17 protein-coding genes, 1 tRNA gene and 1 pseudogene are annotated in these 13829 nt (G+C 70.6%); 11 read left to right on the plus strand and 8 right to left on the minus strand.

Annotation, left to right across the window (positions count from 1 at the left end):
• Positions 1-6: 6 nt before the first annotated feature.
• Together B4K29_RS09165 and B4K29_RS09170 are read left to right on the plus strand one after the other, a co-directional pair.
• Entirely contained in the window at positions 7-711 is a 705-nt protein-coding gene (locus tag B4K29_RS09165; RefSeq protein ID WP_034251968.1) for a GAF and ANTAR domain-containing protein, read from the plus strand.
• Between the two features lie 66 nt (positions 712-777).
• Positions 778-851 (plus strand) — tRNA-Lys (locus B4K29_RS09170).
• A gap of 47 nt (positions 852-898) precedes the next feature.
• On the opposite strand, the pseudogene B4K29_RS18440 reads toward B4K29_RS09170, so the two are convergent.
• Positions 899-1452, minus strand: a pseudogene (locus tag B4K29_RS18440) (nitroreductase/quinone reductase family protein).
• 31 nt (positions 1453-1483) lie between these two features.
• Between B4K29_RS18440 and B4K29_RS09175 the strand changes: the two are divergent.
• The 7 genes from B4K29_RS09175 (at position 1484) to B4K29_RS09205 (ending at position 6507) form a co-directional block, all read left to right on the plus strand.
• Entirely contained in the window at positions 1484-1903 is a 420-nt protein-coding gene (locus B4K29_RS09175; protein WP_239261331.1) for a hypothetical protein, read from the plus strand.
• 57 nt (positions 1904-1960) lie between these two features.
• The gene (locus B4K29_RS09180) at positions 1961-2611 is read left to right on the plus strand and encodes a cyclase family protein (protein WP_338021325.1); all 651 of its coding nucleotides are present in this window, start codon (positions 1961-1963) and stop codon (positions 2609-2611) included.
• The gene (locus B4K29_RS09185) at positions 2608-4134 is read left to right on the plus strand and encodes a class I adenylate-forming enzyme family protein (RefSeq protein WP_286967113.1); all 1527 of its coding nucleotides are present in this window, start codon (positions 2608-2610) and stop codon (positions 4132-4134) included. Before B4K29_RS09180 ends, B4K29_RS09185 begins: the two co-directional genes overlap by 4 nt.
• A complete protein-coding gene (locus B4K29_RS09190) occupies positions 4074-4289 on the plus strand; it encodes an AMP-binding enzyme (protein ID WP_286967114.1) in 216 nt (71 codons plus the stop codon). The genes B4K29_RS09185 and B4K29_RS09190 overlap by 61 nt, the downstream gene beginning before the upstream one ends.
• Positions 4286-5572 (plus strand): hydroxyacid-oxoacid transhydrogenase, encoded by a 1287-nt coding sequence (locus tag B4K29_RS09195; protein ID WP_286967115.1) that lies wholly within the window; start codon positions 4286-4288, stop codon positions 5570-5572. Before B4K29_RS09190 ends, B4K29_RS09195 begins: the two co-directional genes overlap by 4 nt.
• A gap of 25 nt (positions 5573-5597) precedes the next feature.
• Positions 5598-5990, plus strand: coding sequence for a DUF952 domain-containing protein (locus B4K29_RS09200; RefSeq protein WP_019286890.1), 393 nt, complete (start codon positions 5598-5600; stop codon positions 5988-5990).
• Between the two features lie 160 nt (positions 5991-6150).
• Positions 6151-6507 (plus strand): hypothetical protein, encoded by a 357-nt coding sequence (locus tag B4K29_RS09205; protein WP_286967116.1) that lies wholly within the window; start codon positions 6151-6153, stop codon positions 6505-6507.
• An 11-nt stretch (positions 6508-6518) separates the two neighbouring features.
• On the opposite strand, the gene B4K29_RS09210 is transcribed toward B4K29_RS09205, so the two are convergent.
• A complete protein-coding gene (locus tag B4K29_RS09210; RefSeq protein WP_029210769.1) occupies positions 6519-7250 on the minus strand; it encodes a hypothetical protein in 732 nt (243 codons plus the stop codon).
• 62 nt (positions 7251-7312) lie between these two features.
• Here B4K29_RS09210 and B4K29_RS09215 point away from each other — a divergent pair, with 62 nt between their 5' ends.
• Positions 7313-7606 (plus strand): hypothetical protein, encoded by a 294-nt coding sequence (locus B4K29_RS09215; protein ID WP_019284941.1) that lies wholly within the window; start codon positions 7313-7315, stop codon positions 7604-7606.
• Positions 7607-7611: 5 nt separating this feature from the next.
• On the opposite strand, the gene B4K29_RS09220 is transcribed toward B4K29_RS09215, so the two are convergent.
• Positions 7612-7794 (minus strand): hypothetical protein, encoded by a 183-nt coding sequence (locus B4K29_RS09220; protein ID WP_019284942.1) that lies wholly within the window; start codon positions 7792-7794, stop codon positions 7612-7614.
• Between the two features lie 161 nt (positions 7795-7955).
• Between B4K29_RS09220 and B4K29_RS09225 the strand changes: the two genes are divergently transcribed.
• Positions 7956-8576: a hypothetical protein gene (locus tag B4K29_RS09225; protein WP_286967118.1), complete on the plus strand. Its 621-nt coding sequence runs from the start codon at positions 7956-7958 to the stop codon at positions 8574-8576.
• Between the two features lie 85 nt (positions 8577-8661).
• On the opposite strand, the gene B4K29_RS09230 is transcribed toward B4K29_RS09225, so the two are convergent.
• From B4K29_RS09230 to mgrA, 5 genes are all read right to left on the minus strand, one after another.
• The gene (locus B4K29_RS09230; RefSeq protein ID WP_019284944.1) at positions 8662-9945 is read right to left on the minus strand and encodes an NAD(P)H-dependent oxidoreductase; all 1284 of its coding nucleotides are present in this window, start codon (positions 9943-9945) and stop codon (positions 8662-8664) included.
• Positions 9942-10538, minus strand: a complete 597-nt coding sequence (rfbC, locus tag B4K29_RS09235; protein WP_019284945.1) for a dTDP-4-dehydrorhamnose 3,5-epimerase — start codon at positions 10536-10538, stop codon at positions 9942-9944. Before rfbC ends, B4K29_RS09230 begins: the two co-directional genes overlap by 4 nt.
• Positions 10538-11578: an NAD-dependent epimerase/dehydratase family protein gene (locus B4K29_RS09240; RefSeq protein ID WP_019284946.1), complete on the minus strand. Its 1041-nt coding sequence runs from the start codon at positions 11576-11578 to the stop codon at positions 10538-10540. The genes rfbC and B4K29_RS09240 overlap by 1 nt, the downstream gene beginning before the upstream one ends.
• A 5-nt stretch (positions 11579-11583) precedes the next feature.
• The gene (locus B4K29_RS09245; protein ID WP_051274011.1) at positions 11584-12435 is read right to left on the minus strand and encodes a sugar phosphate nucleotidyltransferase; all 852 of its coding nucleotides are present in this window, start codon (positions 12433-12435) and stop codon (positions 11584-11586) included.
• 316 nt (positions 12436-12751) lie between these two features.
• On the minus strand, positions 12752-13792 hold the full coding sequence (mgrA, locus tag B4K29_RS09250; protein WP_286967120.1) for an L-glyceraldehyde 3-phosphate reductase: 1041 nt from the start codon (positions 13790-13792) through the stop codon (positions 12752-12754).
• Positions 13793-13829: the final 37 nt, after the last annotated feature.

Here is a 13829-nt window from a genome sequence, read left to right on the forward strand (position 1 = left end):
GAGCCCATGGACCAGCTGCCACCCGAGGCGTCGCAGGTCTTCGCCCGCCTCAACGAGATCGTCCACTCCGGCGCCACCACGCAGGACGTCTACGACGCCATCGTCCACGCCACCGTCGAGCTCGTGGACGGGTGCGACCGCGCGGCCATCCTCCTGCGCGACCGGGAGCGGCTGACCAGCGTCGCCGCCACCGACCCGATCGCCAAGGGGATCGACGAGCTCGAGGTCAGCATCGGCGACGGACCCTGCCTCGACGCGATCCTCGACGAGGCCGTCCAGTTCGACCCGGACCTGTCCACGCCCACGGCGTGGCCCGAGCTGGCCGCGCGCGTCGTCGCCGACACGCCGGTGCGCGGGATGATCGGGTGCCGGCTCCTCATCGACGGCACCAAGGTCGGCGCCCTCGACCTCTTCTCCGACACGCCTGGCGCCCTCACCCAGCGATCCGTCGACCAGAGCGCCATCCTGGCGTCCCTCGCCTCGGTCGCCATCATGACCGTGCGCGCCCGCGGCGAGGCCGCCAACCTGACCAAGGCCCTGGACAACTCCCGCGCCATCGGCAAGGCCGTCGGGCTGATCATGGCGGCCCGCAAGATCGACGACGAGCAGGCCTTCCAGGTGCTGCGCAGGACGAGCCAGGAGCTCAACATGAAGCTCTCCTTCGTCGCCGAGGAGATCGTGCGCGGCCAGTCCCAGCAGGCGCACCGGTGAGCACCCGCCGCCGCGGCTAGACTGGCTCCTCGCGCCGACCACCACCTCACCGGGGTGGCGGTGCACGGGCCTCTAGCTCAGCTGGTCAGAGCAGCGGACTTTTAATCCGCGGGTCGTGGGTTCGAGCCCCACGGGGCCTACCGACATACCCGCAGGTCACAGGCCTGCAGGGCGTCCCCGCCGCGCGTCACGCCGCGGCCCGTCGCGAGATCCTGGCCGGACTCGCCCCCGACTGCGGGCGCTCCGGGCTCAGGACCACGACCGGCAGGGTGCGGGTCGTCCGACGCTGATAGGCCTCAATCGGGGCGCGGCGGGCCAGGGTCCCCCACAGGCGGTCTCGCTCGGCGCCGTGACTCTCCCGGGGGACGACCCGCACCCGCCGCCCGTCGACGACCACGATCGACTCGCCGGCGGACCGCAGGTTGCACCACCAGTCGGGCTGCCGTCGGCACCGGCGTTCGTGGCGGCGACCACCAGGTCCTCGCCGCTGCGCACAAAGACCAGCGGCGTGCTCCGCAGCCGTCCGCTGCGCCGTCCGATCGTCTCCAGGACGAGCAGCCGGGCGCCGAACCACTGGTCGGGGACCCGACCGTCCCAGCACCGAAGGAGACGGGCATGAGCCCCGGAGAGCACGCGCAGGACCGCGGGCGCACCGGCCGCCAGCGATGCCAGACCTGACAACGCACCCTGGAGCGCGGACAACGGGGAGACCGCGGGGACCGGGCGCAGGGACGGCGACATAGCCCTAATATACGGTTACGTATATTCTCCTGTGCAGCCCCTCATCCCGACGGCGGCGGCCACCGGGCTCGGGTCGTCCGGAGGTCGCGTGGTCGACCCCGACCCGTTGACGGGTGGGCCGGGCGACGATCTACTAGCTGGTAGCGCCCAACGGCGGGCGCAGACCGCACGGTCGCTCGACGACGAGACACCGGAGGACATCGTGACCGAGACGCCATCCATGCACGAGCTGCTCAAGGACGCACCCACCAACTGGGGCCGGTGGGGACCGGACGACGAGGTCGGTGCCCTGAACTTCCTGACCGACGACGAGGTGATGCGGGGGATCCGGAGCGTCAGGTCGGGGCGGGTATTCACCCTCCAGCGGATGATCGGTCACCCCAAGGGCGACCCCGTCTGGCCCGGTCGCGCGCCGGCGGTCCGCACCCAGATCCTGGACGAGTCGAGCTGAGACGAGGGCGCGGGCGGACCGGCCTTCCCCGGCGGGCTGCACTATGCCGACGACAAGATCGACGCCTTCCTGCAGGGGTCCACGCAGTACGACGCCCTCGGCCACGTGTGGTACGACGGCCAGATCTGGAACGGCTACGACGCCCGGACGACCGTCGGCGGGCTCGACAAGGCCAGCATCGGCCCCATCGCCGAGCGGGGCGTCGTGGGACGCGGCATCCTCATCGACATCGCGCGCTGGCGCGGCAAGGAGGCGCTCGACCCGGCCGAGACCTTCACCCACGAGGACCTCGTGGCCTGCGCCGAGGACCAGGGGACGCCGATCGAGAAGCACGACGTCCTCGTCGTGCGCACCAACTTCCTCAAGCACTTCTTCGACCAGGGCGAGCGCTTCTACGACGACTTCTGCGAGCCGGGGCTGGTCTACTCCCCCGAGCTCGTCCGGTGGTTCCACGAGATGGAGATCCCCAACCTGGCGACCGACACGATCGCCAACGAGATCACCTACGACCCCAGCAACGGCGCCGCCCTGCCGCTGCACTGCGCGCTGATGCGCAACCTGGGTGTGGCGCTCACCGAGATCTGCGACCTGGAGGAGCTCGCTGCCGACTGCGCGCAGGACCGGCAGTTCACCTTCATGTATGCCGCGGCGCCGCTGAAGGTCGCGAAGGCCGCGGGCACGCCGGTCAACCCCATGGCCATCAAGTGACCACCAGCACCGACCGTCCCTGGCTGTCGCTCTACCGCCAGGGCGTGCCGGCCGAGATCGACGCCGGGCACGGCTCGGTGCTGGCGGCCTTCGCCGCGACCGTCGCCCGCGACGGCGGCGCCCCGGCGATCCGCTACTTCGACGGCGTCCTCACCTACGCAGACCTCGACGCCCGCTCCTCGGCCCTGGCCGCGCACCTCGTCGACGAGGGGTTCGCGGCCGGGGACCGGCTGGCCGTCTACACCCAGAACGGCCCCGCGTTCGTCGTGGCGCTGCTGGCCGCGTGGAAGGCCCGCGGGGTGGCCGTGATGGTCAACCCCATGAACAAGACGGACGAGCTGGCCTACCTGCTGGGTGACTCCGGTGCGACGGCGCTGGTCTGCCTCGACGAGCTGTGGGAGTCGGTGGCCGCACCCTTGGTGGGGTCGGGCGCGACCCAGGTGCGTTGCGTGATCACGGTGGCTGCCACCGACGACCAGACGCGCGACGACACCCGCGTGATGAGCACCACGGCCGGCACCTCGACCGCGGGAGCGGTGCCGCTGCGCGAGATCCTGGACCGGGCGCGTGCGACCGGCGGCGTCACCCTGCCGCGGGCGGAGCCCGGCAGCGACGAGGTCGCCGTCCTCACCTACACCTCCGGCACCACCGGCGAGCCCAAGGGTGCGATGAACACCCACGGCAACCTCGTCGTCAACGCCGAGGTCTATCGCACCTGGATGGACCTCGGCCCCGACGACGTCGTCCTGGGCGTGGCCCCGCTGTTCCACATCACGGGTCTCGTCGGGCACGTCTGCCTGTCGCTGCTGGCCGGGGCGTCCCTGGTCCTCACCCATCGGTTCGACGCCGCCGTCATGGTCGACGCGATGCGCGAGCACCGGCCGACCTTCACCGTCGGATCCGTCACCGCGTTCATCACCCTGAGCGGTGTTGACGGGATCGCCCGGGACGACTGGTCGAGCTTCCGGTCCATCTACTCCGGGGGCGCGCCGATCGCTCCGGCGGTGGCCGACCGGTTCGAGGCGGCCACCGGCCACTACCTGCACAACATCTACGGCCTGACCGAGACCAGCTCGCCGTCGCACGCCGTGCCCCGCGGCGCGCGCGCTCCCGTCGATCCAGGCAGTGGCGCCCTCTCGGTGGGGGTTCCGGTGTGCGGCACCACGGTTCGCGTGCTGGGGGACGACGGCGAGGCGCTCCCGTCGGGAGAGGCCGGCGAGCTCGCCACGAGCGGCCCGCAGGTGGTGCCGGGCTACTGGCAGCGGCCGGAGGCCACCGCCGAGGGGATCCGCGACGGCGAGCTGCGCACCGGCGACGTGGGGATCATGACCCCCGAGGGCTGGTTCTTCCTGGTCGACCGCAAGAAGGACATGATCAACGCGCCGGCTACAAGGTGTGGCCGCGCGAGGTCGAGGACGTCCTGTACTCCCACGACGCGGTCCGTGAGGTCGCGGTCGTGGGGGTGCGCGACGACTATCGCGGCGAGACCGTCAAGGCGTTCGTCTCCCTCGTCCCGGGCGTGACCGTCACGGGCGAGGAGATCGTGGCCTGGGCCCGGGAGCGCATGGCCGCCTACAAGTACCCCCGCGCGGTGGAGATCGTCGACGAGCTGCCCAAGACGACCACCGGCAAGATCCTCCGACGACAGCTACGCGACACGCAGGAGCAAGCACCATGAGCTATCACCCCGCCGACCCCGAGAGCATCTTCACGTATGGCGCCCCCCGGCTGAAGTTCGGCAACGGCGCCTCGGAGGAGATCGGCTACGACCTGTCCCTCACGGGCGCGAGGCGCGTGCTCGTGGTGACCGATCCCGGCATCGCGGCGACCGGCACGCCCCAGCGCGTCGCGGACCAGATGGCGACGTTCGGGATCGAGGCGCTGGTCTACGACCAGGTGCACGTGGAGCCCACGGACGCGAGCTTCCAGCATGCTATCGACCACGCGCGTGCCGCCGGACCGTTCGACGCCTACGTCGCGGTGGGCGGCGGCTCGAGCATCGACACCGCCAAGGGGATCAACCTGCTCACCACCAACCCCGGCGAGCTGATGGACTACGTCAACGTGCCGGTCGGTCAGGGACGGGCGCCGTCCCAGCCGTTGCACCCGCTCGTGGCGGTCCCCACGACCACCGGGACGGGCGCGGAGAGCACCACGATCTGCGTACTCGACGTCCTCGAGCAGCAGGTCAAGACCGGGATCAGCCACGCCGCGCTGCGCCCCACCATGGCGGTCGTCGACCCGCGACTCACGCTCACCCAGCCGGCGGGCGTGACCGCGAGCGCGGGCATGGACATCCTGTGCCACGCGCTCGAGAGCTGGACCGCGAGGCCCTACACGACCTACGAACGCAAGACGCCCGAGGAGCGCGTCCCCTACTGCGGCGCGAACCCGGTCTCGGACATGTGGTCCAGCCGCGCGATGCAGCTGCTCGCCACGTCCTTCCGGCGGGCGGTGCACCACGGTGACGACGAGCAGGCCCGCACCGACATGGCCCTGGCCTCGACCTTCGCGGGCATGGGGTTCGGCAACGCCGGCGTGCACATCCCGCACGCCAACGCCTACCCGATCGCGGGCCGGGTCAAGGACTTCCACCCGGAGGGCTACCCCCGCGAGGAGCCGATGGTGCCGCACGGGATGTCGGTGTCGCTGACGGCTCCGGAGGCCTTCCGCTTCACCTTCGACACCAACCCGCAGCGTCACGTCGAGGCCGCCCGCATGCTCGACCCGCAGGCCGAGATGACCGACGACCCGGCCGACCTCCTCCCGACCGTCCTCGCCCGGCTGATGCGCGACATCGGGATCCCCGATTGGTTGGCCGCCGTCGGCTACGACGAGAGCGACGTGGACCACCTCGTCGGCGGCACGATGAAGCAGCAGCGCCTGCTCGCCGCCGCGCCCAAGGACGTGACCGAGGACGACGTCGCGGCGATCTTCCGGGGGTCCTTCGCCAACTGGTGACCCGCACCCGTGGTCCCATGGGGTCATGACCCGACGCCCGAGGCGCAACGCCGGCAAGCCCCAGAGCGCCGACATCATCGGCCACCTCACGACCCTCGCCGCGTGGGAGGAGGGCCGGGATGCCGGCGCCTACACCACGTCGACGCACGGCCGCACGCTCGACCAGGAGGGGTTCATCCACTGCTCCTCCCCCGAGCAGCTTCCCGCGACGGCCCGGCGCTTCTACCGCGACGTGCCGGGACCGTTGGTCGTCCTGATCATCGAGCCGGCGCTGCTGGGCCGCAGCCACCTCAAGCTGGAGGCGGCGGAGGAGGGCGGCGAGACCTTCCCGCACGTCTATGGCCCCATCCCGCCGGAGGCCGTGATCTCGGCCGTGCCCGCCCACTTCGAGGACGGCGAGCTGCGGCTGGCGAGGTGAGGGCGTCCGCGACCCTCGCGACCGGCTGACGACACCACGGCTACCGCCTGGCGATCCGATCGATCAGGACTCCCCGTTCGCCGTGCGAAGGAGTAGGCCTGGTGGTACACGCCGGGCAGCCGCTCCGACGCGCACGAGCCGCGAGTCCCCAGGAGTCGCCATGTCGTCCACGATCCGGGTGCGCCGCCTCGCCGCCGCCACCCTCGCCACCCTCGCCACCGGAGCGTTGCTCCTTGCACCCGTGCCCGGCGCCTCCGCGTCCGTGGCTCTTGCCACCGGTCCGCCGGCCTCCACCTCGTCGAGCCTCGTCTCGTCCGCGCTGGGCGCTGCGGCGATCCCGCCTCCGGCCCCGGCGCCCGCGCCCGCCCAGGTGCCCGCCGCCCGACCACGCGGCCAGCGCACCCTCGGGGAGAGCGGCGACCTGCGCTTCGGCTACCTGCGGGGCGCGATCATGCTCGCCACGATGTTCGCCATGGCGGGGTACTTCCTGCCCAACCCGCGCGAGGACCCGCACTGACCGGTCAGCGGTCAGCGGTCTCCGGGCGAGCGGTCGAGCGGTCGCCGGCACGCATAGAGCACGTCCGGCGAGGCGTCCGCGCGCCCCACGTCGAAGCGCCCCACGTCGACCCGCTCGATGTCGGCGTAGACCTGCCGCAACCGCCCCTCGAAGGCGTCGGACGGTGAGGCCGACCAGTAGACGCAGCTGCCGCCCGGCGCCAGGCGCCGGGCGGCCACGAGGAGGGCGGGGACGGCATACAGACCCGCGTTGCGCTCGTGGACCAGCCACTCGGGACCGTTGTCGGTGTCGAGCACGATGGCGTCGTAGGTCTCCTGCGTCGTCGAGAGGTGCTCCCCCACGTCCGCCCGGATGACCCGCAGCCGGTCCAGGTCCCGGCCGGACAGCCCCCAGTGGGCCCGGAAGTAGCGCTCCCACCACCGGACCACGAGGGCCTCGACCTCCACGACGTCGACGCGCCCCACCCCCGACTCCAGGGCCTGGACCACCGACGCCCCGACGCCGAGACCGCCGACGAGCAACCGCGCGCCCGGCCGCACCCGGGCCAGCGTCGCGCTGACCATCAGGCGCTCGGAGACCGTGAGGCGGGTGTCCATCAGGAACACGCCGTTGGCGATCACCTCGAGGTCTGCCCCGTCGGTCCGCAGCACGAGCTCGCCGTTGACCCCCTGGCCCCGGTCGAGCACGACCAGCGAGCCCCCGGCACCCTCCCCGAATCCGCCACCGGCGGTCACCGACGGCATGAGCCGCGTCCGCCGGGGTATGCGCGACGGGACCAACGAGTGCCCAGCCGAAGGAGATTCACATGTCCTCCCGCACCTGGATGCGCCGCGCGGCCGTGACCGCCCTGGCCGCCGCCGTCCCTCTCGCCACGGTCCCCGCCGCGTCTGCGGCACCGTCCGCGACGCCGCAGCGCCTCGTCGTCGCCGTGCCGGCCGACACCACCAGCCCGACCCCCAGCAGCACCACCGAGCGCCCGGTCACCAAGGGCGAGCAGGGAGACCTCAGCTTCGGCTACCTGCTCTTCGGCGTGATCCTCGCGCTCGGCCTGGCGCTGGGCGCGTGGTTCCTGCGGACGCGACGCGGCCGCCCCCAGTGACGGGCTCACCCCTGTGAGCTGCGGTGGCCGTTCTTGAGCTCCATCACCAGCTCGTCCAGGGCACGCGCCAGGGTGGGCATCGCCGCACGCACGCTCTCGTGCTGCTGCGCGGTGTAGTCGGGATTGCTGCCGTTCTCCGTCCACGCCCGGACCACGGCGTCCAGGACCTTGACGCGACGCTCGTCCATGGTGACCTCCTCGTCACTGGTTGGTGCAGGTCATCCTCGCACCTCGACGAGGATGCGGCGCACCCACCCCCGGTGTCGGCCGCGTCCTTCTGGAGACCCGGCACCCGACCGACATACGGGCACCGGTTGGGCGCCCTGTCACCCTCGGTTACGGTCGCGACATGGACATCTCGATGGAGAGCTTCCACGTGGGGGGACGCAAGGTCGGTGCCCTCGTGCGACGTCTGACCTCCACCCAGCTGCGCAGCCTCCTCGTCTATCGCGACGGGCAGCGGCTGCAGCGCACCGACCACCTGCTCACGCACACCGGTGACGTGCGCGACTGGACGTCCTGCTCGCTGAGCACCCCTGAGGGATCCACGTCCGCCCGGCGCACCGACCGCACGACGGTCGACGTCGACGGCGCCTCCCACGCGATCCCCCGCGACACGATCCCGAGCAGCGCCCAGTCCGTGGTGCTGGAGCAGATGCTGGCCGGCTCGCACACCGACGAGGAGTTCCACGTGCTCGACGAGTCCGCGCCCGAGCACGCACCCCGCAGCGCCCACCTGAGCGTCGGCAACCCCGAGACCGTGCAGCTGCCCGGGCGGCCCGACCAGCAGCTCGGCACCGTCACGCTCTTCGTCGACGAGTCACCCTCGCACCACTTCTGGTTCGACAGCCACCACGTCCTCGCGGCCGACTGGCAGGGGCCACGGAGCTACCGCGTCACCTCGCACGACGAGCTCCTCGCCGGGCTCGACGACGAGGTCGCCGCCGCCGTGCGGGAGTTCATCGCCTGACCAGCGGACGACCTGCCCCGTATGCCGGAGCCCGCCCCCTACCTCGTCGAGGCAGGCGGCGGGCTCCGGCATACGGAGTGAGTCGTCAGGCCAGGGAGGCCTGCTCCTCGCGCAGCGCGTCGACGAGTCGGCCCTGCGGCAGCTCGACGTCCGCGTAGGTGAAGTACTCGTCCTTCTTGACGTCGCGCCTGAGGACGCAGCCCTCGGCGACGCCCATGGGCAGCAGGCCCTCGTCGGCGGTGACGCCCGCGGCCTCGCACTGGCCGTAGGTGTCGTAGCCGCCGAGACCGTCGATCGTGTCGCCGGCCTTGAGGTCGCGCTTGGCGACCGTGATGACCTCGACGGTGGGCTTCCCGGCCGGGGTGATCGCGTAGTCCCCGAAGAGGACGGCGCGCGCGACGGTCAGCGGCACCTCGAAGTGGCACAGGTGGTACGGCGTGTAGAAGGAGTACAGGGGCCCGTCACCCAGCTTGTAGAGCTTGAGGTAGTGCTGCTGCTTGGGGTCGTCGTGGGTCGCGAAGCAGTACACGCCGGGACCCGGCTGGGCGCCCACGACGTAGTCCACGACGCCACCGAGCTCCTTGAGCTGCTCGACGTCGTAGAGCTTGGTCGCCGTGTCGATGTGCTCACGGTGGTCGGCGCCCTTGAGGCCGCGCTTCTCGACCGTCATGCCCGTGGCGTTGGCGACCAGCGCCTGCTCGAAGGACACCTTGGTGCCGTCCGCGAAGCTCGTCACCATGTAGGGGTCCTGGCCCCACTGCTTGGCGAACCCCTCCTGGGTGGTCGGGTTGCGGTACTCGTCCTGCAGGCCCTTGATGTTGCCCATGACCAGCGGCGTGAGCCCGATGGACTTCACGAAGCGGTAGAGGTTCATCTGGACGCCCGGCTGGTCGCCGTCGCAGCCCGTGATGATGACGCCCTTGGCCAGCGCCCGCTGCTTGAGCGCGTAGCCCACGGTCCCGTCGACCTCGGCGTTGAGCAGCACCACGTGCTTGCCGCCCTCGATGGCGTCGGCGACGACGTGCGCGCCGTACTCCACCGCGCCGGTGGCCTCGACGATCGCGTCGATGGACCCGGCCTCGGTGACGGCCTTGTGGTCGCTCGTGATCACGGCCTTGCCGGCCTCGACCGCGGCGTCGACGGCCGCGGCGTCCTCGCAGACCTCCCACTCCGAGGTCCCGGCCTCGGTGTAGGCGCGCTCGGCGTTGGCCTGGGTGCGGTTGACGATGGCGGCGACGACCATGCCGGGCACCGAGTTGGTGACCTGGTTGACGAAGCCGCGACCCATGAACCCGGCGCCCACGAGGGCGACGCGGATCGGGTTGCCCTCGGCCTCGCGCTGGGCCAGGGCGGTGTCGACGATGATCATGCATCCTCCTTGAGCTGCGCCTGGCGCGGGGCCGGGAGCGTCGCGGGCTTCTCGACGTCGTCGCGCTCGGCGAAGAGCGGCCAGGCCGCGTCCTTGTCCGAGATGACCTCGACCTCGCGGCCCCAGTCGATCCCGAACGCCGGGTCGTCGTAGCGGAAGCCGCGCTCGGTGTTGGGCGTGTAGGCGTGCGAGACCTGGTAGGTCACCTCGCAGTCGTCCTCGAGCGTCAGGTAGCCGTGCGCGAAGTACTCGGGCACGTAGAGCGCCTGACGGTTGTCCGCCGTCAGCTCGACCTTGACGTGCTGCAGGTAGGTCGGGCTCTCGGGGCGCATGTCGACGATCACGTCGAGGATGCGGCCGCGGATGCAGCGGACCAGCTTGGCCTCGGGGGCCGGGTCGATCTGCTGGTGCATGCCGCGGATCGTGCCGGCCTTGTAGTTGTAGGACATGTTGCACTGGATCACGGCCGGCGTGAGGCCGGCGTCCTCGAACTCCTGGGTGCAGAAGGTCCGGGCGAAGAAGCCTCGCTCGTCCTGCAGGAGCTTGAGGTCGATCAGGGCAGGGCCCTCTATGTGGAAGGTGCGGAACTCCATCAGACGATGCTCCCAGCCGGCTTGGTCCAGAACATCTGGTCGTCGATCTGCTTGGTGCGCATGAGGTGCTCCAGCTGCTTCAGGCGCGTGTGGCCGCGACCGGTGAAGGTCGCCTCGTCCAGGTCGATGGTCGTGAAGACCTCGGCGAGCTGCTGGGCGCCACGCTCGGCGTCCCAGTCGCTCGCGTAGCCCGGCAGCTGCGACGCGATCTTGTCGAAGTTGACCTTGTAGGAGCGGTTGTCCCCGGCGTTGTCGCCGAAGGTGACCTCGCAGCCCGGGAAGGCCGCGCCGACGATCTCGGCGATCTCGCGGACGCGCCAGTTGTGCTCGGTCTTGCCGACGTTGAAGATCTGCTGGTGCACGGCCTCGCGCGGCGCGGTGATGGCGCAGCGGATCGACTTGGCGATGTCGAGGGCGTGGACCAGGGGACGCCACGGGGTGCCGTCCGAGGTCATCGCGATCTTCTTGGTGGTGTAGGCGAGGCCCGACAGGTTGTTGAGCACGATGTCGAAGCGCATGCGCGGGGAGGCACCGTAGGCGGTGGCGTTGCGCATGAACGTGGGCGAGAAGTTGTCGTCGCCCATCGGCAGCACGTCGCGCTCGACCATGGCCTTGCACTCGGCGTAGGCCGTCTGCGGGTTGACCTGGGACTGCTCGTCGACCACGCCGTCAGCGACGCCGTAGACCGAGCAGGAGGACATGTAGACGAACCGCGAGACACCGGCCTGCTTGGCCAGCTCGGCCAGCTTGACCGAGCCCTTGTGGTTGACGTCGTAGGTGACGTTGGGGATCAGCGCGCCCAGCGGGTCGTTGGACAGCTCGGCCATGTGCACGATCGCGTCGTGGCCGCGGACGTCCTCGACGGTCAGGTTGCGGATGTCCTTGCGGAGCGTCTTGGCGCCGAGGTCGACGCCGTTGTAGAGCCATCCCTGGGCGTAGAAGCCCGTGTCGACGCCCGTGACGTCGTGGCCGTCGCGGATGAGCTCCGCGGCGACGAGACAGCCGAGGTAGCCCTCGGTACCAGTGACCAGAACCTTCATGTGTGTCAGCCCTTCCAGATCTTCCAGGGAGCCTTGTCGGCGTCCCACAAGCCGTTGAGTTCCTTCCAGTCGCGGAAGGTGTCCATGCCCATCCAGAAGCCCTCGTGCTCGTAGACGGCGAGCTCGCCGTCGCGCGAGACCTGCTGCAGGGGCTTCTTCTCGAGCATGTCCTCCTCGTCGATGTCGGCGAGGTAGCGGTCCACGAACTCCCGCTTCATCATGAAGAAGCCGCCGCTGACCCAGCCGGTCGCGAGGGTGGGCTTCTCGTTGAACTCGGTGACCATCTCGCCCTTGTCGTCCACGTGCATCTCGCCGTAGCGGCTCGCGGGGTGGACGCCGGTCACGCAGGCCATCTTGTCCATGCGCACGGCGTGCTGGACCTCCGCGCTGATGTCGATGTCACCGATGCCGTCGCCGTAGGTCAGCATGAACCAGGGCGCGTCGAGGTACTTGCTCACGAGCTTGACGCGACCGCCGGTGCCGGCGTCGAGGCCGGTCTCGACCAGCGTGATGGTCCAGTCCTCCTCGATCTCCTCGCCACCGACGAACTCCGGCTCCGCGCCGGGTCGCAGGACCACGTCGGCCGAGAGGCGGCGGCGGTCCAGGAAGTAGCTCTTGATGACGTCGGACTTGTAGCCCAGGCACAGGACGAAGTTGCGGAAGCCGTGCTCGTAGTAGGTCTTCATGATGTGCCACACGATCGGCTTCTCGCCGATCTCGATCATCGGCTTGGGCAGCTTCTCGCTCGCCTCGCGGATGCGGGTGCCCTGGCCACCGCAGAGGATGACGACGGGGATCTGGGAGACGTCCACGGGAGCGCCCCCGGCTCCTGCTGGCTGTGCGTGGTCGACAGTCACGTGCTCTGCTTCTTTCTCTCGGACGAGAACGTCCGGCACCATCCGGTGCCCGGACCGGCCGCGCCCCACCGACAGGGACGTCCCGACGTCGGGACGGTCACGTCTCTCCCCCGACCTCCGAGCCCGTCGCACCAGGTGCGGCGGCGCCCCCCTTCGAGATCTCGGGGAGATCACGGCCACTCATGACTCTAGGTGCGCCGCCGGGAGCCTGACGGGTGAGCCGGTTTTTCTCACAAGGATGCGCCAATCCGTGCGCGGAGAGTAGTTATCGAACCCGCAGCGTAGTGCCCGCGATGTCCCAGGACGTCCCTCGCCGTCACGCTTGCGAGGATCGTGCCCACAGGTTGATGCCGGCGTCGACGGCGTCGCGATCGATCTCCTCGAGCTCCTCGGGGGTGAGGTCGAGATGCCGCAGGGCGTCGAGGTTCTGGTCGAGCTGCTCCACGCTCGAGGCCCCGACCAGCGTCGACGTCATCCGGGGGTCGCGCAGCACCCAGGCCAGAGCCAGCTGGGACAGGGACGTCCCGCGCCGCTGCGCCACACCGGCCAGCGCCCGGACGTGCCGCAGGGTCTGGTCCGAGAGCTGGTCCGCCGACAGGCTCGACCCCGCCCGTGCTGCCCGGCTGTCGTCCGGCACGCCCTGGAGGTAGCGCTCCGTGAGCAGGCCTTGCGCCAGGGCGGTGAACGCAATACACCCCATACCCTGCCTTTCCAGCTCATCCAGCAGGTCCTCCTCGATCCACCGGTTGAGCATCGAGTACGACGGCTGGTGGATCAGCAGCGGGGTGCCGAGGGCCCTCGCGATCTCGGCGGCCTCCCGGGTCTTGGCCGCGGAGTATGACGAGATCCCGACGTAGAGCGCCTTGCCCGACCGGACGGCGTGGTCCAGCGCCATCATCGTCTCCTCGACCGGCGTCTCCGGGTCGAAGCGGTGGCTGTAGAAGATGTCCACATAGTCCAGGCCGAGCCGCTGCAGGGACTGGTCCAGGCTGGCGAGGACGTACTTGCGGGCGCCACCGCCCTGCCCGTAGGGCCCCGGCCACATGTCGTAGCCCGCCTTGGTCGAGATGATGAGCTCGTCGCGGAGCCCGGCGAAGTCGTCGCGGAGGTACTCCCCCATGTGGATCTCGGCCTGGCCGTAGGGCGGCCCGTAGTTGTTGGCCAGGTCGAAGTGCGTCACGCCGCGGTCGAAGGCGCGCCGCAGGATGGCCCGCTGGGTCTCGCGCGGCCGGTCCGTGCCGAAGTTCTGCCACAGACCGAGCGAGATGACAGGGAGCCGCAGGCCGCTGCACCCGCAGCGTCGATAGAGCATGTCGCCGTCGTAACGGTCCTGCGCGGGGCGGTAGGCGTTCGTCATACGACCATCCAAGCGCACCGAGCCGGGGCGTGCCGGG

It is taken from the genome of Arsenicicoccus sp. UBA6765 (genome assembly GCF_002453335.1).
Taxonomy (GTDB): Bacteria; Actinomycetota; Actinomycetes; order Actinomycetales; family Dermatophilaceae; genus Arsenicicoccus; species Arsenicicoccus bolidensis.